The sequence below is a fragment of the Vibrio sp. Vb1127 genome (genome assembly GCF_033338735.1).
Lineage (GTDB): Bacteria > Pseudomonadota > Gammaproteobacteria > Enterobacterales > Vibrionaceae > Vibrio > Vibrio alginolyticus.
Genome location: NZ_JAWOTF010000004.1, coordinates 136,198 through 159,493 on the forward strand (window position 1 = coordinate 136,198; position 23,296 = coordinate 159,493).

The 23,296-nt window shown below is 43.8% G+C and carries 22 protein-coding genes and 1 pseudogene; 15 read left to right on the forward strand and 8 right to left on the reverse strand.

Annotated elements, in window-relative coordinates; genetic code table 11:
• The 7 genes and pseudogenes from R7H07_RS08490 to R7H07_RS08520 all read left to right on the forward strand — a co-directional run.
• Window positions 1-396 (forward strand): annotated as a pseudogene (locus tag R7H07_RS08490) (electron transport complex subunit RsxC); the annotation flags it as partial.
• The gene (gene rsxD, locus R7H07_RS08495; RefSeq protein WP_033907336.1) at window positions 396-1,442 is read left to right on the forward strand and encodes an electron transport complex subunit RsxD; all 1,047 of its coding nucleotides are present in this window, start codon (window positions 396-398) and stop codon (window positions 1,440-1,442) included. The pseudogene R7H07_RS08490 and the gene rsxD, both read left to right, overlap by 1 nt.
• 7 nt (window positions 1,443-1,449) lie before the next feature.
• Entirely contained in the window at window positions 1,450-2,082 is a 633-nt protein-coding gene (gene rsxG, locus R7H07_RS08500) for an electron transport complex subunit RsxG (protein WP_047103464.1), read from the forward strand.
• Entirely contained in the window at window positions 2,082-2,774 is a 693-nt protein-coding gene (locus R7H07_RS08505; RefSeq protein WP_005380745.1) for an electron transport complex subunit E, read from the forward strand. Before rsxG ends, R7H07_RS08505 begins: the two co-directional genes overlap by 1 nt.
• Window positions 2,775-2,838: 64 nt before the next feature.
• Complete coding sequence (gene nth, locus R7H07_RS08510; RefSeq protein WP_005380743.1) at window positions 2,839-3,480, forward strand: endonuclease III; 642 nt, start codon at window positions 2,839-2,841, stop codon at window positions 3,478-3,480.
• A 32-nt stretch (window positions 3,481-3,512) separates the two neighbouring features.
• Entirely contained in the window at window positions 3,513-3,929 is a 417-nt protein-coding gene (gene gloA, locus R7H07_RS08515) for a lactoylglutathione lyase (protein WP_017635317.1), read from the forward strand.
• Window positions 3,930-4,079: 150 nt separating this feature from the next.
• Window positions 4,080-4,514, forward strand: coding sequence for a DUF2753 domain-containing protein (locus tag R7H07_RS08520; protein ID WP_005384886.1), 435 nt, complete (start codon window positions 4,080-4,082; stop codon window positions 4,512-4,514).
• A gap of 120 nt (window positions 4,515-4,634) precedes the next feature.
• On the opposite strand, the gene motY is transcribed toward R7H07_RS08520, so the two are convergent.
• The gene (gene motY, locus R7H07_RS08525) at window positions 4,635-5,516 is read right to left on the reverse strand and encodes a flagellar protein MotY (protein WP_005384887.1); all 882 of its coding nucleotides are present in this window, start codon (window positions 5,514-5,516) and stop codon (window positions 4,635-4,637) included.
• Between the two features lie 341 nt (window positions 5,517-5,857).
• On the opposite strand from motY, the gene rnt reads away from it, so the two are divergent.
• Window positions 5,858-6,502, forward strand: coding sequence for a ribonuclease T (rnt, locus tag R7H07_RS08530; RefSeq protein WP_005384888.1), 645 nt, complete (start codon window positions 5,858-5,860; stop codon window positions 6,500-6,502).
• A 28-nt stretch (window positions 6,503-6,530) separates the two neighbouring features.
• On the forward strand, window positions 6,531-7,856 hold the full coding sequence (locus R7H07_RS08535; RefSeq protein ID WP_017821192.1) for a Na+/H+ antiporter family protein: 1,326 nt from the start codon (window positions 6,531-6,533) through the stop codon (window positions 7,854-7,856).
• A gap of 77 nt (window positions 7,857-7,933) precedes the next feature.
• On the opposite strand, the gene R7H07_RS08540 is transcribed toward R7H07_RS08535, so the two are convergent.
• Both R7H07_RS08540 and R7H07_RS08545 read right to left on the reverse strand, forming a co-directional pair.
• Complete coding sequence (locus tag R7H07_RS08540; RefSeq protein WP_017635834.1) at window positions 7,934-8,563, reverse strand: DsbA family protein; 630 nt, start codon at window positions 8,561-8,563, stop codon at window positions 7,934-7,936.
• A 74-nt stretch (window positions 8,564-8,637) separates the two neighbouring features.
• Window positions 8,638-8,973, reverse strand: coding sequence for a Grx4 family monothiol glutaredoxin (locus R7H07_RS08545; protein WP_017635833.1), 336 nt, complete (start codon window positions 8,971-8,973; stop codon window positions 8,638-8,640).
• A 285-nt stretch (window positions 8,974-9,258) separates the two neighbouring features.
• Here R7H07_RS08545 and sodB point away from each other — a divergent pair, with 285 nt between their 5' ends.
• From sodB to R7H07_RS08560, 3 genes are all read left to right on the forward strand, one after another.
• Window positions 9,259-9,843 (forward strand): superoxide dismutase [Fe], encoded by a 585-nt coding sequence (sodB, locus tag R7H07_RS08550; protein WP_005396533.1) that lies wholly within the window; start codon window positions 9,259-9,261, stop codon window positions 9,841-9,843.
• A 154-nt stretch (window positions 9,844-9,997) separates the two neighbouring features.
• Window positions 9,998-10,501 carry a VC2046/SO_2500 family protein gene (locus tag R7H07_RS08555; RefSeq protein ID WP_206959637.1) on the forward strand — a complete coding sequence of 168 codons (504 nt, stop codon included), beginning with the start codon at window positions 9,998-10,000 and terminating at the stop codon, window positions 10,499-10,501.
• Window positions 10,502-10,635: 134 nt separating this feature from the next.
• A complete protein-coding gene (locus R7H07_RS08560) occupies window positions 10,636-11,379 on the forward strand; it encodes an SDR family oxidoreductase (RefSeq protein WP_005380732.1) in 744 nt (247 codons plus the stop codon).
• 143 nt (window positions 11,380-11,522) lie between these two features.
• Here R7H07_RS08560 and adhE read toward each other — a convergent pair whose 3' ends face one another.
• The gene (gene adhE, locus R7H07_RS08565; RefSeq protein ID WP_005380731.1) at window positions 11,523-14,225 is read right to left on the reverse strand and encodes a bifunctional acetaldehyde-CoA/alcohol dehydrogenase; all 2,703 of its coding nucleotides are present in this window, start codon (window positions 14,223-14,225) and stop codon (window positions 11,523-11,525) included.
• Between the two features lie 650 nt (window positions 14,226-14,875).
• On the opposite strand from adhE, the gene R7H07_RS08570 reads away from it, so the two are divergent.
• Both R7H07_RS08570 and R7H07_RS08575 read left to right on the forward strand, forming a co-directional pair.
• Window positions 14,876-15,514 (forward strand): YchE family NAAT transporter, encoded by a 639-nt coding sequence (locus R7H07_RS08570; RefSeq protein WP_104975506.1) that lies wholly within the window; start codon window positions 14,876-14,878, stop codon window positions 15,512-15,514.
• Between the two features lie 35 nt (window positions 15,515-15,549).
• A complete protein-coding gene (locus tag R7H07_RS08575) occupies window positions 15,550-16,413 on the forward strand; it encodes an ion transporter (RefSeq protein WP_005380728.1) in 864 nt (287 codons plus the stop codon).
• A 57-nt stretch (window positions 16,414-16,470) separates the two neighbouring features.
• Here R7H07_RS08575 and asd read toward each other — a convergent pair whose 3' ends face one another.
• Entirely contained in the window at window positions 16,471-17,586 is a 1,116-nt protein-coding gene (asd, locus tag R7H07_RS08580; protein ID WP_005380727.1) for an aspartate-semialdehyde dehydrogenase, read from the reverse strand.
• A 431-nt stretch (window positions 17,587-18,017) separates the two neighbouring features.
• On the opposite strand from asd, the gene nhaC reads away from it, so the two are divergent.
• On the forward strand, window positions 18,018-19,451 hold the full coding sequence (gene nhaC, locus R7H07_RS08585; protein WP_206959635.1) for a Na+/H+ antiporter NhaC: 1,434 nt from the start codon (window positions 18,018-18,020) through the stop codon (window positions 19,449-19,451).
• 90 nt (window positions 19,452-19,541) lie between these two features.
• Here the strand turns inward: nhaC and R7H07_RS08590 are convergent, their stop codons facing one another.
• From R7H07_RS08590 to yejK, 3 genes are all read right to left on the reverse strand, one after another.
• Window positions 19,542-20,705 carry a chemotaxis protein gene (locus tag R7H07_RS08590; protein ID WP_158156751.1) on the reverse strand — a complete coding sequence of 388 codons (1,164 nt, stop codon included), beginning with the start codon at window positions 20,703-20,705 and terminating at the stop codon, window positions 19,542-19,544.
• 104 nt (window positions 20,706-20,809) lie between these two features.
• Entirely contained in the window at window positions 20,810-22,138 is a 1,329-nt protein-coding gene (locus R7H07_RS08595; RefSeq protein WP_158156753.1) for an Hpt domain-containing protein, read from the reverse strand.
• Window positions 22,139-22,220: 82 nt separating this feature from the next.
• Window positions 22,221-23,219: a nucleoid-associated protein YejK gene (gene yejK / locus R7H07_RS08600; protein ID WP_206959633.1), complete on the reverse strand. Its 999-nt coding sequence runs from the start codon at window positions 23,217-23,219 to the stop codon at window positions 22,221-22,223.
• Between the last annotated feature and the right edge of the window lie 77 nt (window positions 23,220-23,296).

A 23,296-nucleotide genomic window follows, 5' to 3' on the forward strand; every position in this document is an offset into this window, starting at 1 on the left:
GCACGTAAAGCGAAGCAAGAAACGCAAACTGAGCCTGTTGAAGACGCAACTTCTGAAGAACCAGAAGTGGATCCGAAAAAAGCCGCGGTTGCCGCAGCAATTGCGCGCGCGAAGGCTCGTAAAGCGAAGCAAGCAGACTCAGCTGAAGCGGAAGAAGCTGAAGCACCTGCCGAGCAAACCGAAGATCCGAAAAAAGCCGCCGTGGCAGCTGCCATTGCACGTGCCAAAGCACGTAAAGCGAAGCAAGAAACGCAAACTGAGCCTGTTGAAGACGCAACTTCTGAAGAACCAGAAGTGGATCCGAAGAAAGCCGCGGTTGCCGCAGCAATTGCGCGCGCGAAGGCACGCAAAGCGCAACAAGAAGCTAATAAAAATAATACTGAGGAGAACGAGTAGTGTCGTTTTTTATTGCCAGTTCACCGCATACCCACAGTCGTCGTAATACGCCAGACTTAATGAAATGGGTGGCACTTTGCGCACTTCCAGGTTTAGTAGCTCAAACCTACTTCTTTGGCTGGGGTACGCTGATTCAGCTGATTTTTGCCATTGCAGTCGCTGTATCCCTTGAAGCCTTAGTCATGATCTGTCGTAAACGCTCACCAATGAGAGCGCTACGTGATAACAGTGCAATAGTTACCGCTTGGTTGTTAGCCGTTGCTATACCACCATGGTCTCCGTGGTGGATTATGGTGATCGGGCTTATTTTTGCGATAGTAATCGCTAAACACCTCTATGGTGGCCTTGGACAAAACTTATTCAACCCTGCAATGGTCGCTTATGTGGTCTTGTTGATCTCTTTCCCAGTACAAATGACGAGTTGGAGTGCACCGACATCACTCATACCTGATCATGTAAATTTTGCAGATACACTCTCTTTAATTTTTACGGGCTATGATTACGACGGCTTATCACTTCAGCAAGTTCGCTCAGGTGTTGACGGTGTGACAATGGCGACACCACTTGATGCATTTAAGACTGGCATTCTTACAGGTGCCACTCCAAGCGAAGTAATGTCGCAGCCGATATTTGATGGCTTAGGTGGTATTGGTTGGCAATGGGTAAACCTTGCTTACCTTCTTGGCGGCATAGTCATGATCAAAAAGCGTATCATCCAATGGTATATTCCAGCAGGTTTCCTTGCGAGTCTGACTCTGTTTAGCCTAGTGTTCACGTTGCTGACGCCAGGGGAAACTGCGTCGCCAATTTTACACTTGTTATCTGGTGCAACCATGCTTGGCGCATTCTTTATTGCAACCGATCCCGTTTCGGCGTCTACCACCGTCAAAGGACGTTTAATCTTCGGTGCGCTTATTGGTGCTTTGGTTTTTATCATTCGCAGTTGGGGCGGTTTCCCAGATGGTGTTGCATTTGCAGTGTTGCTTGCAAATATGTGTGTGCCACTGATCGATTACTACACCAAACCTAGAACTTACGGTCACTGAGGTAAACATGTTAACCGCTATTAGAAAAAATGGTCTGACACTCGCGATATTTGCATGTGCAACAACCGGATTAGTCGCCCTTACTCAGTACCTAACAAAAGACCAAATCAAGGTACAAGAGCAAAAACAATTACTTTCTGTTTTGAATCAAGTCATTCCAGAAAACATGCATGACAACGCACTCACGCAAGCTTGTACAATGGTCACGTCTCCAGATCTGGGGACATTACGTGCGATGCCAGCCTACCTCGCCACGAAGAATGGTGAACCAACAGCAATCGCAATAGAATCTATCGCGCCAGATGGCTACAATGGTGAGATAAAAGTGATTACTGGGATTGATAATCAGGGCAATATTTTGGGGACACGCGTCCTAAACCACCAAGAAACCCCTGGTCTGGGCGATAAAATCGATCTTCGTGTCACCGACTGGATCCTGAGCTTTACAGGAAAACAAGTCACGGAAAACAATTGGAATTCGTGGAAAGTTCGTAAAGATGGCGGCGATTTCGATCAATTTACTGGTGCAACGATCACGCCAAGAGCCGTCGTAAAAGTGGTGCGAAATACCGTTAACTACGTAAACCAATCTCGTGAAGACATTCTTAACCAGCCGTTAGGCTGTGAAGGAGAGCAGTAATGAATGAGAATAAATTACTGATGAAAAACGGTATGTGGAGTAACAACCCCGCTCTCGTACAACTGCTGGGCTTATGTCCACTGCTAGCGGTTTCTTCCACGATAACCAATGCATTAGGTCTTGGTATTGCAACCTTACTCGTGCTAGTTGGATCCAACGTAACAGTTTCTCTTATTCGTAACTATGTGCCAAAAGAGATCCGTATACCTGTATTCGTTATGATCATTGCCTCACTCGTTACCTGCGTTCAGTTGTTAATGAATGCCTATGCGTACGGTTTGTACCTGTCTCTAGGTATCTTTATTCCTCTGATTGTAACGAACTGCATTATTATTGGCCGAGCAGAAGCTTACGCGTCAAAAAATGATGTTGCACCCGCTGCGCTAGATGGTTTGTGGATGGGCCTTGGTATGACGAGCGTCTTGGTTGTTTTAGGTGCCATGCGCGAATTGATTGGTAATGGCACACTATTCGACGGAGCAGACCTTCTCCTAGGAGACTGGGCTTCAGCTCTACGGATTCAAGTTTTCCAATTTGACAATAGCTTCCTGTTAGCGCTTCTCCCACCTGGTGCATTTATCGGTGTTGGGCTGTTGATAGCGCTCAAAAATGTCATAGATAATTCAATTCAGGCACGTCAACCAAAAGAAGAAAAACCAACCATAGAACGTGCTCGCGTCACTAACGCATAACAAGATAAGGCTCTGTCATAGGAGCCTTTTTCATAAACCGCAGAGACGGTATTGGAAGTCAGCAATGAACAAAATAAAAAGAATCGAGATTCTTGAGCGATTACGAGAAAACAATCCGAATCCTCAAACTGAGCTTAACTGGAGCTCCCCTTTTGAGCTGCTAATCGCTGTATTACTATCAGCTCAAGCAACCGATGTAAGCGTCAATAAAGCCACCGACAAGCTTTTCCCTGTAGCGAATACACCTCAAAGCATTCTTGATTTGGGAGTCGATGGCTTAAAAGAATACATAAAGACCATCGGTTTGTTTAACTCAAAGGCAGAAAACACAATCAAGACTTGTAAGATCTTGTTGGAAAAACACAATGGTGAAGTTCCTGAAGATCGTGCCGCGTTAGAAGCGCTACCAGGCGTAGGTCGCAAGACCGCAAACGTCGTGCTCAACACCGCTTTTGGTTGGCCAACTATTGCCGTCGATACGCACATTTATCGCGTGTCGAATCGCACTAAATTTGCGATGGGAAAAACGGTTGATGATGTCGAGCAGAAGCTATTAAAAGTTGTGCCAAAAGAGTTCAAACTCGATGTGCACCACTGGCTCATTCTTCATGGTCGTTATACGTGCGTAGCAAGAAAGCCTCGCTGCGGTAGCTGTATTATCGAAGATTTGTGCGAATATAAAGAGAAAGTATACCCAGATAGCTAATGCTATTTGTAAATCAAAGCTAGGAGCAAAAAATGTCAAACGGTCGAATTCTCCACACTATGCTTCGCGTAGGTGATCTAGACAAATCCATCAAGTTTTACACTGAAGTTATGGGCATGCAGCTGCTTCGTACTAACGAAAATAAAGAGTACGAATACACGCTAGCGTTTCTTGGTTATGGTGACGAATCCCAAGGTGCAGTGATCGAACTGACTTACAACTGGGGTAAAACTGAGTATGACCTAGGTACTGCTTTTGGTCATATCGCCATTGGTGTTGATGATATCTACACAACTTGCGACGCTATCAAAGCGGCGGGCGGTAATGTGACGCGTGAGCCAGGTCCAGTAAAAGGCGGAAGCACGCACATTGCATTCGTAAAAGACCCAGATGGTTATATGATTGAGCTTATTCAAAACAAGCAAGCTTCATCAGGTCTTGAAGGCTAAGCGGCACTTCTAATAATCACTTGTACTGCAAGTTGAACTCCGATTACAGGCAGGTCTGCGATCTGCCTGTCCTTTTATAAACAAAACCCTTTACTTGATAATAGTTATCGTTTAGATTTATCCGCAACTTCGATATGCGGGATTACGATAATGATCAGTGAATGGGAAAAACACACACTTCTAGCCGATACGGCACTTCAACTAGATGACCCTGTTCGCAGCATTCTTCATTACCAGCAAGCCCTAAGCCTGAGTGAAGATATCAGCGAATGTGTGGAAATTGAGGCGGACGAGCGATTATTAATTTCTGTGATTTCTTGTCATAACTTAGCTCAGTTCTGGCGTTGGGCTGGAGATACTGACTATGAACTCAAATACCTTCAACTGGCCTCTGAGAAAGTCTTAACACTTATCCCACAATGCCCAAATAAAGAGTGTGCAAGCTTTATCGACTCGATAGGATGCTGTACTAAGGCGTTGATAGACTTTATGAAGCGTCACCCTAATCCGGCTATTGCCAAACAGGTTGAAAAAATAGATACCGCAACCAATTGCGAAGTCATTGCCAAATTCCGCTTAAACTAACATTCAAATTATACAGTAGGAATCACCGAAAGGTACTTGGCAAAATACCACTAAAATATTATTAACAACGTCAGTAAATCAAAAACGCCGAAGCTTTCAGCTTCGGCGTTTTTATAAGCATCACACTTGGGTTCGCCCTAGAGATATCACGACTCGGCGGTTTTTGTCTTTTCCTATTGGCGAACCGTTATCTGCAATAGGACGACGCTTGCCGTACCCTTGCACTTGAATTCGATCTTCCGGTAGCCCTAGAGACTGAAAGTAATCACGAAGTGACTCTGCACGTCGCTCTGATAAACTTTGACTCGCACTTTTACCATCGGTTGAATCTGTGTACGTCGCCACCAGCACGAGATCGATATCTTGATTATGTCGGATATAATCTGCAATTTGTGATAAACGCTTTTTAGAAGCCTTGGTTAACTGATCACCTTGTCTTTCGTAGTGCAAAATCGTAAAAGCAATGTCCTCGAAACTGTATTTCAATAAGTTGGAAATACAGTCGCTAAACGCGTTGTACTTGTTTTGAAATAGTACTGATGACAATGCGACTTCAATTCTCTGATCTCGGCTCTGCCAATCTTGGTAGCTAAAAGTCGGATAACGGCCTTTTTCCAGCTCAGACAAAATGCCCCATGCTGTTTGCCCTCCGACATAACCATCAAACTGTTTAAAAAACTTTAGGTTTGTAATTCGATCGGCGTGTTCACCTGGTCGCCAAGGTGGCGGCATAGAAATGAGACTGACGTTACGTGTTTCTCCCATCGGGCGACGCATTTTTAACTCAAAGTCTAAATTGATTTTTTTATTCGCACGAGATGAAAATACCGCATCTCCAAAGCTTGGAATGGGGTGTACAAGCTGACATTCTAATGGTGTATTGACCACCATTTCCCATTGAGATTGCTGTGGAGTCGCAGCATAACGTTTGCCCATCAAAGCGAAGCTGCTTGTGCTAAACAACGAAAATACAACACCACTGGTAATCAGCCATTTCTTCATCTAATACTGTCTCTTAAACGGCAGTCTGTTGCCGTCAATTTGCATCAATAAAACCACTTCAACCGGCATGCAAAAATCTCGCCAATATAGGATTACCTGTCACACTGCCATTAATGTGAGCCACCGTGTTACAATCACCTTAACCGCCACTTAGCGTTTTACTTCCTCATGTTTTATCGGTTTACATGATGCAAAGTATGGCGAATAAACGTCTACATAATATGCAATACAAACTTATTGATTGGATGCAAAATAGAATTCCGGTTTTCTCTTAAATTGCGGTTTTTCTCATCGGTATAATCTGCAATAATGCAGCCTTCGTCACACAAAAATAAGCCAACATGACACTAGAAAATGAAGCTCTAACCTTGAAAAAACGCTTTCGTGGTTATTTCCCTGTGGTAGTAGACGTTGAGACCGCTGGTTTCAATGCTCAAACTGATGCACTTTTAGAAATCTGTGCCGTTACGTTGAAAATGGACGAACATGGCGTGTTGCATCCGGCCTCCACCATTCATTTTCATGTGGAACCATTTGAAGGCGCTAACTTAGAAAAAGAAGCGCTTGAATTCAATGGTATTCGTGACCCTTTCAGCCCTCTTCGTGGTGCTGTTTCTGAGCAAGAGGCGCTAAAGGAAATTTATAAGCTTATTCGCAAAGAACAAAAAGCCGCAGATTGCTCACGTGCAATTATGGTTGCTCATAACGCAGCATTCGACTTGGGTTTTGTAAATGCAGCAAATGAACGCTGTAAACTAAAAAGAGTCCCTTTTCATCCCTTTGCTACTTTTGATACGGCTACATTAAGTGGCCTTGCTTATGGCCAAACAGTTCTCGCTAAAGCATGCAAAACAGCCGGGATGGAATTTGATAACCGTGAAGCACACTCTGCGCTTTACGATACACAAAAAACAGCAGAATTATTCTGCGGTATTGTCAACAAATGGAAGGCCCTCGGCGGTTGGCCGCTTGTCGACGAAGAATAATAAGTAAACACAACATATTAGGAAAAGTATGAATCCTGTCGTTATATCAGTGTGCGTCATGCTCGTGTTAGCATTGATGCGCGTAAACGTGGTGGTTGCCCTCACGTTTAGTGCCATCGTAGGCGGCCTAGTCGCAGGCATGAGCCTTGGGGATACGGTTGCCGCATTTGAAAGTGGTCTAGGTGGCGGTGCAACTATTGCGCTAAGCTACGCCATGTTAGGTACTTTCGCTGTTGCCATCTCGAAATCAGGCATCACGGATCTACTGGCCAAAAGTGTTATCAAGCGCTTAAATGGTAAAGAAAACTCGGCGTCAACTACCGGGTTAAAGTACGCGGTGTTAGTCGCGCTCGTTCTTGTCACTATGTCATCTCAGAACGTAATTCCGGTCCATATCGCCTTTATTCCAATTTTGATTCCACCTCTTTTGGGCGTATTTGCGAAACTTAAGCTCGATCGACGTTTGGTCGCGTGTGTTCTTACCTTCGGTTTGATCACACCTTACATGATCTTGCCTGTTGGTTTCGGCGGTATTTTCTTAAACAACATTCTGTTAAAGAACCTACATGACAACGGTTTGGAGAATGTGGTTGCAAGCCAAGTCCCAACCGCCATGTTACTGCCTGGTGCAGGTATGCTGTTTGGTCTATTACTGGCTATCTTTGTTAGCTATCGTAAACCGCGTGTCTACAAAGAAACTGAGTTGACTGTCGTTGACGAAACCGATCATGTCATCAATAAAAAGCACATCTTGGTTGCGGCACTTGGTATTGTCGCTGCATTGGGTGTTCAGCTTTACACGGGTTCAATGATTATCGGTGCTCTAGCTGGCTTTATGGTGTTTACTTTCGGCGGCGTTATTGCATGGAAAGAGACGCACGACGTGTTCACTAAAGGTGTACACATGATGGCAATGATTGGCTTCATCATGATTGCAGCGGCAGGTTTTGCAGCAGTAATGAAGCAAACTGGCGGTGTTGAAACACTAGTACAATCGCTATCAACCAGCATCGGTGACAATAAGCCTTTAGCTGCACTACTGATGCTGATCGTTGGTCTGTTGGTAACAATGGGCATTGGTTCATCGTTCTCTACGATTCCAATTCTTGCAACTATCTATGTGCCTCTTGCGCTAGCATTTGGCTTCTCGCCGATGGCAACGATTGCACTGGTAGGTACTGCGGCGGCGTTAGGTGATGCAGGCTCTCCAGCTTCTGACTCTACATTAGGCCCTACATCTGGTCTAAATGCCGACGGTCAACATGAGCACATTTGGGAAACAGTCGTTCCAACCTTTATCCATTACAATATCCCTCTAATCATCTTTGGTTGGATTGCAGCAATGGTGCTTTAATACTATTGTTTGGATGGATATACATTAGTTACGAAAAAGCCGCTCAATGAGCGGCTTTTTGTTATTCATAACTGTGGTTATTGCGCTGGCATATTGTCAATAATACGCTCACGAATCAGCTTCAAGGTTGGTTCTGTCGACAGGTAATCGACGGCAATCGGAAAATAAGCGTCGTTAATTTTTAGAACCAAGCTAGGGTAAGAGTTCACACCTAGGCTCTTTGCAAGGCTCAATTGATCTTCGAACACACCTTCTAAGAAAGAGCCATCCATGTCATTCTTGAATTGCTGAACATTCAAGCCAATTTCTCTCGCTAATTGCAAGTGAGTGGCTTCTTCATGAGGAGGCATCGCACGTAAGTAATACGCATGCTGAATCGCTTCTAGCATCTGCTCATAAGAATCTTGAAAGCCCGCTGCAATAACCGCACGACAAGATTGGTAAGTGCTTCTTACTGGTGTACAAAGCTTCCAGAAATCGTAGTTAAACTTAGTGCCTAACTGGCGCTCAATCTGCTTCCAAATACCTTCGAGTTTTTGTTGCATCTCGGGCGGCATCGGTAAATTAGTATCTGGCGCAAGACCACCAACCACATACTCAAACTGAATCACACCTGGCAGTTGCTGTTTTAGTTTATCCAGCGTTGGTTTGTAACCCCAACACCAACTGCACATTGGGTCATGCACGTAGTAAAGCTTTATGTTCATTCCACTAACCTAAAAAGAAAAAGGAGCCAGTACGGCTCCTTCGTATTCTATCGCTAAACGTGAGTATTTACGAATTACTCAGCTTGATCTTCAGCGCGCGCTGCTGCTTCTTTGATTAGAGGCTGCAGTTCACCTTTTTGGAACATTTCTAGAATAATGTCACAACCGCCGATAAGCTCGCCTTCAACCCATAGTTGAGGGAAAGTTGGCCATTGCGCGTACTTTGGTAACTCAGCACGGATATCTGGGTTTTGCAGAATGTCTACGTAAGCGAACTTCTCACCACATGCCATTAGTGCCTGTGACGCTTGAGAAGAGAAACCACAGCTAGGTAGTTTCGGTGATCCTTTCATGTACAGCAGGATTGAGTTTTCAGAGATCTGCTGTTTGATTTTGTCGATAGTTTCCATCGCTTCCTCATTCATGGGTTTGAACTTTATTTATTTGCCACATTCTACTCAATAACGACAGAATAAAAACCATATAATTAATAAGGCTTAATTTTAGATTGCTCATTGGCGAGCAATGCAGCACTTCACCACTGCTAACCTCTTAAAATATTTTCATATCGGGGTTTTAATAAAGTAAAAACTTGCTAAAATACTTAGCAAGTCAGCCTTAAAGGCGACATAGCTATAAAAAAACACTGGAAGCAATCGAAAGGTCATCCTTTCAAATCAATGGAGAATCGAGTAATGGCATTTGAACTACCAGCTCTTCCTTACGCGAAAGACGCACTAGAACCACACATCTCAGCAGAGACTCTAGACTACCACCACGGTAAGCACCACAACACTTACGTTGTTAAGCTTAACGGTCTTATCCCTGGTACTGAGTTCGAAGGCAAAACTCTAGAAGAGATCATCAAGACTTCTACTGGTGGCGTATTCAACAACGCAGCGCAAATCTGGAACCACACGTTCTACTGGCACTGTCTTGCTCCAAATGCGGGCGGCGAGCCAACTGGCGCAGTTGCAGACGCTATCAACGCAGCATTCGGTTCTTTTGAAGAATTCAAAGCGAAGTTTACTGATTCAGCAATCAACAACTTCGGTTCTTCATGGACTTGGCTTGTTAAGAAAGCTGACGGTTCTCTAGAGATCGTTAACACTTCTAACGCTGCTACTCCTCTAACAGAAGAAGGTACAACACCACTTCTAACTGTTGACCTATGGGAACACGCGTACTACATCGATTACCGCAACGTACGTCCTGATTACATGAACGGCTTCTGGGCTCTAGTAAACTGGGACTTCGTAGCTGAGAACCTAGCGAAGTAATATACTTCCCCCTAAGTTCAATTTAGTCTTATTCAAAAGCTCGCTATTTAGCGGGCTTTTTTGTTTCGCCTTCCCTAGCACCTTTAAATAATTCCCTCTTTTACTAAAGTTCTTCTTATCCACGCCGTTAAAAGAGCATCGAGCGAGGAACATCATGCAAATTCATACGTTAGACCAAGCTGCAATTATCAACGAACTTCAGTTCGGTAATGGTATTAACCATGCCGTACACGAAGGTCGTCGTGCGGATTTCTCGCTGATTCTGTCTATGTTCTCTAATGATGTTCGCGATGTAGTCCCGGTTGAAGAGGTCCAGGAAGTCATCACCAGTGACAGTATTCTTCGCCAACAATTGGGTTTATCGCAACCTCAAGCTCTTCGTTCTGATAGCAGCAGCTATGAACTCGCAGCTGAACAAGCGAAACAGTTTCACGATGCAGGATTGCCTTCCGCAAAGCTGAGCCATTACCTAAAACCAGATGCGCTGACTTACCTGCCTGAAGACACATTCAACCTACCAGAGGAGGTTTATCACAACCTATCTGGTCATGAGCGACGCAGATTGGGCGAACGCAACAAACAACTGATCCCAGATGCTGGGCTATATAATCAGCTAGTGACGGCTCAACGTCAGCATCAAATTCAAGCTAAAGCATAGAGATCCGCTTTTTATCCAATAGCTTGCAATACCTACACGTCAGAAATGTGACATCTTACAAATTACCGCACAATAGTCCTCACTCGAAAGCGTTAGTTTGAAGCCTTTCACACTGAACCCAACGAATTTCAACCATGCTATTAGCACAAACCACTGGTGTATTGTTTTTCACATATGGATACAGTGAAGGTGCTATGGATATCAAAGAATCAATTATTCTCGTCACGTCTGCAGGTTCGGTTATAGGAAGAACCTGTGCAAATCACTTTGCTCACCTTGGAGCAACGTTGATTCTTTGTGACCAAAATTCTAGCGCTTTGAGAGCGAGCTATGAGCAAATCAGCGCTTTCACTGACAAAGTGTATGCGATGAATGTGTGTAGTGATAACACAACGTCCATTAACTTATTGTTTGACCAGATAGAATCACAGCTACGTGCGACACCAGATGTGATTGTTAATTGCTGGACCAGCTCTCCTATGCCTGGCTTAATGGCGCCAGAACCAATGAGTACTTACATTGATCACTTGTCGTCTGCGGCACGCTTCCTTTATACCTACGGCCAAGTAGGAGCAGAGCGCTTTCGAGCCAGAAACAAGAAAGGCGTCATTGTTAACGTCATTTCTCATGACAACCATGAAGACTTTACGGGAGTTGAAAGCATGGCGGCGTTGGTGTCAGGTTTTACTCACAGCTGGGCAAAAGAACTCACACCATTCAACATTCGAGTGGGCGGCGTTATTCCCTCGGTAAATCATACAAAAGAAGAGCTCAACGAGAGACACTGGGCTGAGATCCAAGACGAACTAGTCCGCAACACAGCATACATCGTCGCGAATGAATACTTCAGTGGCCGAGTAGTTGCGACCGAAGTGTAAGCATACACAGCAACTCTGTTTTCCCAAGCCAGATGTAACTCCTGCACCAAAATAAAAAAAGCCCCAGTCATTTGACTGGGGCTTTAACCTTTTCCCGATTAAGGTTCCGTGCTAGCGAAAACCTTGCTCACTCGATTTTTTAATTACGCGTCAGCTTTTTCTTTCTTTGCTTTAGGTGCTGCTTTTGCTGCTTCTTGGTCTGCTTTCTTCTTGATAACAGTTGTACCTTCGAAAGTTTCGCCTTCAACAAATGCTTTACCGTAGTAAGAAGCCATCAACACATCTTTAAGTTCGCTGATTAGAGGGTAACGTGGGTTCGCACCAGTACATTGGTCATCGAACGCTTCTACCGCTAGCTCATCCAGTTTCGCTACGAAATCTGATTCAGCAACACCTGCCGCTTGGATAGACATTGGGATGTCTAGGTTAACTTTTAGTTCATCCAACCATGCTAGTAGACGTTCAATCTTCTGAGCAGTACGGTCACCTTCTTGGCTTAGGCCTAGGTGGTCAGCAACTTCAGCGTAACGACGACGTGCTTGTGGACGGTCGTATTGAGAGAACGCAGTTTGTTTAGTTGGATTGTCGTTCGCGTTGTAACGTACCACGTTAGAGATAAGTAGTGCGTTAGCTAGGCCGTGTGGCAAGTGGAACTCAGCACCCAGTTTGTGAGCCATTGAGTGACAAACACCTAGGAATGCGTTCGCAAATGCAACACCAGCGATAGTAGCTGCGTTGTGTACTTTCTCACGAGCGATTGGGTCATTTGCACCGTTCGCATAGCTTGATGGTAGGTACTCTTTTAGCATCTTAAGTGCTTGAAGAGCTTGGCCATCTGAGTATTCGTTAGCAAGAACTGATACGTAAGCTTCTAGAGCGTGAGTTACTGCATCGTAACCACCAAATGCTGTCAGAGACTTAGGCATGTTCATTACTAGGTTCGCATCAACGATTGCCATGTTTGGCGTGATTTCGTAGTCAGCTAGTGGGTATTTCGCACCAGTCTTGTCGTCAGTAACAACCGCGAATGGAGTAACTTCTGAGCCAGTACCTGAAGTTGTAGTGATACATACAAGCTCAGCTTTTTTACCCATTTTAGGGAACTTGTAGATACGTTTACGGATGTCCATAAAGCGCATTGCTAGTTCTTCAAAGTGAGTTTCTGGGTGTTCGTACATTACCCACATGATTTTCGCTGCATCCATTGGTGAACCACCGCCTAGCGCTAGGATAACGTCAGGTTGGTAGCTAGCCATTTGAGCCGCACCTTTTTCTACTACAGACAGTGTTGGGTCAGCTTCAACATCGAAGAATGTTTGAACTTCCATGCCTTGAGCTTTTAGTAGGCTTACTACGTCATCTGCGTAACCGTTGTTGAATAGGAAACGGTCAGTTACTAGGAATGCACGTTTCTTACCTTCTAGGTCGCCCAGCGCGATTGGAAGGCTACCACGACGGAAGTAGATTGACTTAGGTAGTTTATGCCACAACATGTTTTCAGCTCGCTTCGCTACAGTTTTCTTGTTGATTAGGTGTTTAGGACCTACGTTCTCAGAGATAGAGTTACCACCCCAAGAACCACAACCTAGCGTTAGAGATGGCGCAACGTTGAAGTTGTACAAGTCACCGATACCACCGTGAGTAGTCGGGATGTTGATTAGGATACGAGCTGTCTTCATCTTGTCACCGAAGTAACGGATACGATCAGCGTTAGTATCTTGGTTAGTGTAAAGACCAGATGTGTGGCCGATACCACCAATCTCAACCATAGTTACCGCTTGAGCAACCGCGTCTTCGAAGTTGTCAGCACGGAATAGACCTAGAGTTGGAGATAGTTTCTCGTGAGCGAATGCGTCATCGTGAGATACTTTACCCAGACCTTCACCAACAAGAACTTTAGTGTCTGCTGGAACTTTAACGCCTGCCATTTCAGCGATTGCTGCTGCTGGCTGACCTACGATTTTCGCGTTTAGCGCGCCATCGATAAGAAGAACTTTACGAACTTTATCAGCTTCTGCTTTGCTTAGGACATACGCTTTGTGAGAAGCAAAACGCTCTTTCACTTCGTCGTATACTTCGTCAACTACGATTGCAGCCTGCTCAGAAGCACATACTACACCGTTGTCGAAAGTCTTAGACATAAGGATAGAAGCAACAGCACGTTTGATGTCTGCTGTTTCATCGATAACAACAGGAACGTTACCTGCACCTACACCGATTGCTGGCTTACCAGAAGAGTAAGCGGCTTTAACCATGCCTGGACCACCAGTTGCAAGGATAAGAGCGATGTCATCGTGTTTCATTAGAGCGTTTGAAAGCTCAACAGAAGGCTGGTCGATCCAACCGATGATGTCTTTTGGTGCGCCTGCTGCTACTGCTGCATCTAGAACGAGTTTAGCTGCATCGTTAGTTGAGTTTTTCGCACGTGGGTGTGGTGAGAAGATGATACCGTTACGAGTCTTCAAAGAGATTAGAGATTTGAAGATCGCTGTAGAAGTTGGGTTAGTCGTTGGTACGATACCGCAGATGATGCCTACAGGCTCAGCGATAGTCATAGTACCTAGGTTGTCATCCTCTTCTAAGATGCCACACGTTTGTTCGTCTTTGTATTTGTTGTAGATAAACTCAGAAGCAAAGTGGTTCTTGATTACTTTATCTTCAACAATACCCATACCAGATTCTTCTACCGCTTGTTGAGCTAGCGGGATACGGGCCTGGTTAGCTGCAAGCGATGCTGCACGAAAGATTTTATCTACTTGCTCTTGAGAGTAAGTAGCGAACTCTTCTTGCGCTTTCTTAACGCGAGCAACCATTGCATCTAGTTCAGCCATATTAGTTACAGGCATAGGGAATCTCCTAAAATTAACAAATATTAAAAACTTTTTACTAAGGCTATTACTTATCGTTTTTACTGTTTATCAGTCACTTAGAAAACAAACGTCTTAGTAAATTGCTTTCAGGACTGAGTATAATATTTCAGAGTGTGAAAAAAATTGACTTGGATCAGTTCTCACCACCTAAATACTACCAAAGTGGTGCCTCATCACACCAAAATGACATAAATCACTGATAAACAAATAAATTAACTCTCATTTTTTATTGAGTAAAAAAGAAGCAAATGGACAAATAAATAAAAGAAACTACAACAACCTGTAAAAAAGTTTCATTTTTGACCAACAAAATTACATGTAGGCCCAATTCTTTGTGCTACTGAGAGTATATCGAACCGAATACATCTCTCTACAAACCACCTTGGTTTTTATCAAAAATGTGCGAATGTTAACGTTTATGTAAAACAGTGCGATTTATCAGCAACTTTATACGTAACATTTCCTTTCCAGATTAGATACAGTTTATTAAAGAATTAGTTTTTCTCACTTAAATGGCAGGGAATGCGTTAGTTTTTTTCATTTCTTACAACCTAACTTTTGCCTTACATTACGCCCAAATTACCCCTTCTCCTTTTCACTAATGTGAACTTTGATGAGTACGCAACATGCAAACTTTTGAACTTGCTATCTTCTTGCAGTTTTTTCTCGGTTTGGTCGCCGCAGTAAACCCTGTTGGTATCATGCCTGTGTTTGTGTCACTAACCGGGCATATGACACCAGACGAAAAGCGCAATACGGCAACAACAGCAAATGTGGCTGTTGCGGTCATCCTGATCATTTCGCTTTTTGCTGGTCAGTTACTGTTAGACATGTTCAGTATTTCTCTGGATTCGTTTCGTGTCGCTGGCGGGTTGCTATTACTTAGCATCGCATTCTCGATGATGAGCGGTAAACTGGGGGAAGATAAGCAGAACAAACAAGAGAAAACGGAATACGTCAGTCGTGAACAGATTGGTGTGGTCCCTCTTGCAATGCCTTTAATGGCAGGTCCTGGTGCAATCAGTTCGACTATTGTTTATGGTGCACGCTACCCAAGCATGTTCGATACCGTGGGCATTAGTATTACGATTGGTTTGTTCTGCCTTTGTTCATGGCTATTATTCCGTTCTGCCCCATTGATCGTACGATTTTTAGGTCAAACTGGAATCAACGTCATTACTCGTATCATGGGTTTGATATTGGGCGCGCTTGGCATAGAGTTCATTGCGAATGGCTTACGCAACTTATTTCCAGGATTAGCCTGAGTTTCTATAAAATTGTATGATAGAGCGATTCAACAATGGATCGCTTTGTCATGACGACTGACTCTCTTAAACATACTCTATATGTCACCATTTTTGGTACTCATACCAAAGCTGGTAAAACGTTCGATATTGCTCTCATTATCGCGATCATCAGTTCGTTAATCGTACTGGTGTTAGATTCGATACCCTCCGTTCGGGCCGAGTGGGAAAAAGAGCTGAAGTTTATTGAATACACATTTACTGGCCTATTCACGATTGAATACCTTCTAAGGCTTTATTGCTCTCCTAAACCTGCCGCCTACGCAAAGAGTTTTTATGGTGTCGTCGATTTACTTGCGATTTTGCCCACCTATTTAGCACTCTTCTTCCCATCCGCTTCGTTTATGGGTGTGATCAGGGCGCTGCGAGTGATGCGAATATTCCGCATACTCAAGTTAGTCCGATACCTCCAAGAGTCCAATATCCTCTTACGTTCACTGCTTATGGCGCGCAGAAAGATTTTTATCTTCTTTAGTTCCGTCGCCATTATGGTAACGATTTTCGGCTCATTGATTTTTATCATTGAAGGACCTGAAAACGGATTTACTAGCATTCCTAAAAGTATTTATTGGGCGATCGTGACCATCACAACGGTTGGTTATGGTGACTTGGTCCCTCAAACAGACCTAGGTAAAGGGCTTGCATCACTCACCATGTTACTGGGTTATTCCATTTTGGCGGTACCTACAGGTATTTTCACTGCCGAACTGCACCAAGAGATGCAATCGCACAAAGTATTGGTGAAATGCCCAAACTGCTCCCACGCAGGGCACGACTCTGACGCAATTTACTGTAAACATTGTGGTAGTGAACTGGCCGATCCAGACAAAAGAGTCGTTCGAACGGAAGACGACGCATGAAAAAAGAGCTCCCTAAGGAGCTCTTTTATTTTGTCATCAAATAAAGGATTGATGTGATTATGCTTTCTCAGACAAAATAATTCGCAGAGTACGACGCAATGGCTCCGCAGCACCCCAAAGCAGTTGGTCACCAACAGTGAAAGCATTTAGGAAATCATCACCCATTGCCATCTTACGTAGACGACCCACTGGTACAGACATTGTGCCCGTAACTTTTGCCGGCGTTAGCTCTTGAGCAGTGATGTCACGGTCGTTAGGAATCACTTTCACCCAATCGTTATGAGTGGCGATGATTTCTTCGATTTCGTCCATTGGTACATTTTGTTTAAGCTTGATAGTAAGTGCTTGAGAGTGACAACGCATCGCGCCAATACGCACACAAGTACCGTCAATTGGAACAGGTGAACTTTGAGAACCCAAAATTTTATTCGCCTCAGCGCCCGCTTTCCACTCTTCTTTACTCTGACCATTATCGCGCTTCACATCGATCCATGGGATCAACGAACCAGCTAGTGGCACACCGAATTTATCTGTAGGGAAAGAGCCGCTGCGCATTGTATCCGCAACTTTCTTATCAATATCTAGGATAGAGCTTGATGGGTTTGCAAGTTCAGAGCTCACAGAGTCATTGATAACGCCCATTTGCGAGATCAACTCACGCATATTTTGCGCACCAGCACCAGATGCGGCTTGATAAGTCATTGCGCTTGTCCACTCAACAAGGCCTTTCTCAAATAGACCACCTAGCCCCATTAGCATTAAACTAACCGTACAGTTACCACCGACAAATGTGTTCGTGCCACCGTGGATGCCTTGTTGGATTTGCTTTAAGTTCACTGGATCAAGTGTGATGATCGAATCTTCAGCCATACGTAGCGTAGAGGCCGCGTCAATCCAGTAGCCTTTCCAACCAGCCTGACGAAGTGCAGGGAAAACTTTTTCTGTGTAGCTACCACCTTGACAGGTGATTACCGCATCAAGCTGTTTTAAGCTTTCAATATCATACGCGTCTTGCAGTAAGCCTGCGTCTTTTCCTAAGTTAGGAGCAGGAATACCAACTTGAGAAGTACTGTAGAATACTGGTTCGATTAGGTCGAAGTCTTTCTCTTCAACCATACGCTGCATAAGGACTGAACCAACCATACCGCGCCAACCAACTAAACCAACTCTCATCGTATTAACTCTCCATGTATTAAAAAACCTACCCCATAGTTAATTTTTCACAGCAAAATCTCAACCCCTATTTTGTAAATAAGCGCGTTTTTTAACCTTTTCCTCTGAAAAACCGGGTTACACGAGATTTTTTAGTGTTTGGTTTGCGGTTTTAACCATTTTTCAAGTAGGGAAAGCACTTTAGTCCCCTAATTGGTCTTACCACTCAATGAGAAAATAACACATGAAGCACAATAATTTCACATTACACAACATTTAAAACCAAAAAAGTTAAAACAAACTAACAGTTAATTTCACAAGCAAACGTTTTTACCGACGAACATCAAGATAAAACACCAAATGTTCGAAATATAATTTTTGTTAATGTATGTTATGCGCGATTACAACAAGGAGCGCCTTCCTCTATTGCTCCAAGATTGACAGAGGCACATATGAAGCAAGTTACACCACGCCTACCAAGCTTGATACAGGTATTTATCTCGCTCGGTTTATTTCTCCTGCTGGCATTTTCGTTCACAGCCAAGCTAGACCTACCGATTCAGCTAGCGCTATACATCGGTTGGTTCATTGTCATGATATTGGGCATAAAGCTTGGCCATCAGTATAAAGATCTGGAAAAAGCAGCACTAAATGGCATTTCCAATGGACTTGGAGCCGTTTTAATCCTTTTGGCCGTTGGCGCGCTTGTAGGTACTTGGATCTCTGGTGGTATTGTTCCAACCATTATTTACTACGGCCTTAAAGCAATCCACCCTTCCATCTTTTTGCTCGCGACCATGATCATCTGTTCATTGACTGCGCTAGCGACTGGCACATCTTGGGGTGCGGCTGGCACGGCAGGTATTGCAATGATGGGTATCGGTCAAGGTCTTGGTGTTCCTGCGCCAATCACTGCAGGTGCCGTACTTTCAGGCTGTTACTTTGGTGACAAAATGTCGCCTCTATCGGATTCAGTAATCCTTGCTTCATCTATGTCTAACGTTGAAGTGATGGAACATATTAAAGGCATGTTGCCGATAGCACTCATTAGCTACATTATTACAGGCATTATGTTTACTGCATTTGGCTTCCACTACGCAGGTCAAGTTGACATGAGCCAGGTAGACTCTGTCATTAAAGCGATGGAACAGCAGTTCTACATCACCCCTTACTCATTTGTTCCTGTGATCATCGTATTGTCACTTCTAGCGATGCGTATACCTTCATTCCCAGTGATCAGTTTTGGTTCTCTGCTAGGTATTATTTGGGCAGTGATGATCCAAGATGTCGATTTCCTAACTGCGTTCAACACGGCTTGGGCTCCGTTTGCAATCTCATCTGGCGTAGATTTCATTGACTCAATCCTTAACCGTGGCGGCATGTCTTCAATGCTTGGGTCGGTAGCGGTTATCGTATTCGGCCTTGGTTTTGGCGGTCTACTAGATAAAGTAGGCGTGCTAGAGACTATCGCGAAGCTGTTTGAAAAACGCGTTCAAAGTGCAGGTTCATTGGCAACAAGCACAATTGGTACGGCCTTTATGGGCAACGTATTTGGTTCAGCGATGTACGTTTCACTTATTCTGACCCCAAAAATCTGTGCGAAGAACTATGACCGTCTAGGCTACAAACGTAAGAATTTGTCTCGTAACGCAGAATTTGGCGGCACGCTAACCTCAGGTATGGTCCCTTGGAGTGACAACGGTATCTACATGGCCAGTATTTTGGGTGTTGCTACACTGTCTTATGCCCCGTTCATGTGGCTGAGTTTTGTATGTATCATCGTAACGATCTTCACTTCTTACATGGGTTGGTTTGTTGATAAGTGCGAACCAACAGCAGAAGCAGTTGAAGAAGCTGAAGGCGAATTAAAGCAGCAAACCGCTTAACTTCGCAGAGATAGGAAGAACCTCCCTTCCGAATTCAATACTAAAAAAGAGCGCTTTAAAGCGCTCTTTTTTTATTTCCAAAACAAATCGTTAGCTTTGTTTGACTGGCGCTTTCACGGCTGCACGCTTCCCAAACCAATAGCCCAATCCAAGCGGTGCAAAGAATATAACGGCAATGAACAGAATAAAGTAGATGATGGTACTTTTGACAAGTTCAATCAGCTTAGTCATGGCGAGATTCACAACCTCTTGCGACACTCGATCCATATCTTGAGCAAACTTCTCGCGCTCATGGGTAATGATCTGTGCGATTTCTTGGCGCTCTCTGGCAACCATCAGCTCTATAGCTTGGCGTTCTTCACCCAACTGAGATAAACGCGCCTCCGTCCTTTGATCGATATCGTCAACCAAAGGTTGTAACTCCAGCGCCATTTGTTCTGCCAAATAACGCATGTACTCTGGGTTGTTATCGATAAAATCCCTCATCGAATCAGCGGTAACTTGCAAACTATTGAGCGCCGCATTGACTTTTTCGATACTGGCAGAGCTATTCAAGGCCAACAACTGCGCTTTCCACGTCATAATTTTTGGTGTCTGCTCTGATACCAGACTTAGACGATCAGAGACATCCCCGAGTGCTTCTGGCATCGTGCCTAGCGTTGTAACGGCTTCCTCTTCGCTAATTTGGTTTGCATCTAACCACCTACGGTAAGCCGGAGTCCTAATCATGCTTAGATCAGCGAATGGATGCTGCTTGGCGAACTCTGCAACAAACGTTTTTGTCTTGATGTATGCTTCTTTCTTCAATAAAGATTGAGCCAGTTTATCTACCTCTTTCGCTAAATAAACGGAAACTAACTTAGCCTCATCAGACGCAAAGAGCTCATTACCAGAAGCGGTAGTAAAGAACTGTTCCATTTGTAGCGTGAAAGTCCATGTATCAATCAGTGCAGCCATTGGGGACACTTGGTATGCAGAAGCTTGGATGCCTTCTTCAGCATTTATCTTCCAAAGTAAAATATAAGATTGATGAACTTTATCATGAGGCTCATATTGTTCGTGTAGTGCGTCTGCTGCTTGCTCAACCTGAGCAAAAAACTGCTGCGCATACTCACGAGTCAAAAGACGCATATTGAGCTCTTGTTTGGTAAGGGGGACGGTTTGACTCTCGATCTTGACTTCGAGCAGGGAGCACCCTGAAAGCATCATAACCAGCCCTATCAACATCATTGAAGACATTCGGCGAACGGACATGAAAACACCTTTAACAAATTGTATAGAACAGGAATAAAGCGAACTAAGTCATATAGTTCGAGCCTTTATTACCTCAACTTTTATGACATTAAGTCAGAGCAATATCAATCTGTTAGCGCTTCTGTTATCTTTTCACTATTGAGAACATTATTAGCAAAAAGTATGGTTTGTTTTAGGACATCATCTAAACATGCCAACTTCTCTTCCGGCACTTTTTGCCCTTGTTTAATCAACAGTTCAATATCACCCGAAATACAGTGCAATGGCATTGCACCTAAACTCCCTGAGACCCCTTTAAGACTGTGTGCGGCTCTTTGCGCTTGCTCTTTATCCTCTTCTAACAGCTGATACATTTTAGTGCCATCGCCAGAGTGATCCTGAATAAAGACCTCCAGTAACATCCGCACAGCGCCCTCGTCACCAGATAGAGAATCTAACATTTTATTGATATCTATGTACGGCTCACGTTCCACTACTTCCACTTGTGATGAATTCACCTCATTACAACTTTCTTCGTTCATTTGGACGTTTTGAAAATTTTCTGACTGAGCTGAGGGAACAGCGTTAGCTCCATTTTCATCATCGCCAACTTGCTCTGACTTTTTATCATCGGTTCTGGGTAGTGGTATCGGTTGAATCGTTTTTGGGGAGAAGGCTCCCCATGAAATGAGGAAAAGGAGCAAACCACTGATTACAGACAACCAAACAATAAAAGTCATTAGCTTCTGTTCCAACTGATCATTTATCGAAGTTAACTGGTTCGGGAAATCTGGATTAAGCAGGTGATTGGATAAATAACTGCCCTGTGCCTGAGCAGATAGTGCGCTTGAGGTTTGAGCAAGCTGGCGCTGAAGAGCACTTCGCTCTTCGGGAGAGAGCGTCTCTGATTCAATAAAAAGTCGGTCTAAGTCACGGTAAGTATCGCTATTCGTTGCAGAGTCACTAAAGACAGACTCAAAAACAAGCGCACCTAAGCGATAGTACATTGCCTGAATTTGCTCAGAGTTTTCTGTTCGAGCACGGCTGCTTCGTAACTGTTCTGCTAACGAAACCAATTCACTGTCACTTCTTACAAAAGCTCGAGCACTTTCTAAAAATCGGTCGGTCGTATAAAGTAATTGAGTGATGTCTGGTGTGATTTTCCCTTCAGAAAACTCACTTTCAAGCTGTAAGCGAACTGCATAAGCCAACTGAAGTTTCAGTGAAATTTGGTCGACGTGTTTAACACGGTAAGGCAGATCGAAGTTAAAAAAGTGCCTGACTTCTTCAACTTTACTTCCTAACTCATTTACAGTCGAAATCGTTTGAATCGTTTGTTTGGCTTGCAGCCAAATGCCAAGTGCTAAAACACACCACAAAACGAACCAGAACCAAACAAACCGCCGTATTCCTTCTTTTGGCTTCAGCAACACTTGCCCCTCGCATATCTCCATTAATTACAAGCATATACTATGGATGTTTCTTATTCACATAAAAAAAGAGAGCCGTTTGCTCTCTTTATTTAACGATATGATTTTAATTGCGACTTAACTGATCTTTTAGATTTGGAGGCGTCCCTTTAATCGTTAAGGTATCCGTCTCTGGATCATAAAAAATACGCTCGCCAAGTAAGAGACTATCGAAGCTAATATTCAAACCACCACCAGCTCCAACAAATTTAGTCAGTTTGCGAACCGTCGCACGATCACCTGGGAAAGACTCTTCAAGTTCGTACCCTTGCTCTTTGGTGAAATCCATAAAGCTCGTGCCATCTTGGCTTTGAGGAAGCTCTCCGGAAAGTTCTGAGATTTGAACTTCATCACCGGATTTAATTTGCTCATTGCAGTAGTCGTAAACTTGTTTCTTGTACTCGTTCACTTCTTGCTTTTCTAGCTTCGAGTCAGCACAAAAATCATCCACCGCCTGCATCAACACTAAGTTTTGTTGTTTAGTATCTAAGCCAATATCCGCTTGCAGAAAATCTAGGAAGAAGTCCGCCACTTTACGGCCAACGCGTCCTTTAATGTATTGCAGATAACGATTGGATTCCTTGTCGGTCTCGTAGCTCGACAGGTCGATGCGTGCGGCAATATCCATTTTGGTGATATCTAAGTAATCTGTCGCACTGATGTCCAAACCTTCGGTCACTTTTAAACTTTGATTCATTGGTAAGATACCGATGAACAAGTAGTCCGTTGCTAAACTCTGATACTCAGCGAAAACCAAGATACCTTCATCCGCAAATGGGTACTTAATCAACTCTTCTTTCAAGCGATTTGCACTAATTTGTGAGAAGTCGTAAAAATCTCGCTCTCCTTTGCGCATTTCTTGAAGCCAAAATTGAAATTCGCTGTCTGACTGGAAAGCGCCAAAACCTTTACCAGCTTTAGAATGGAATACTCGGTGAAGCTCCGCGACTAAGTTTTCTGTAGATGCATCGTTCTCTAATGATGCTAGACGAAAGTTTACAACCAGCTCGTCCTGATCGTTTTTGCACAGTTGATGCAGAATAACGTTTGAAAGATGAAGACTCATAGTGATTTTATCTTGCTACAAGGTTTTAGTTGATGGGCATTGTAGGTTATCATAAGCCGCTTTTACTATCATTATTA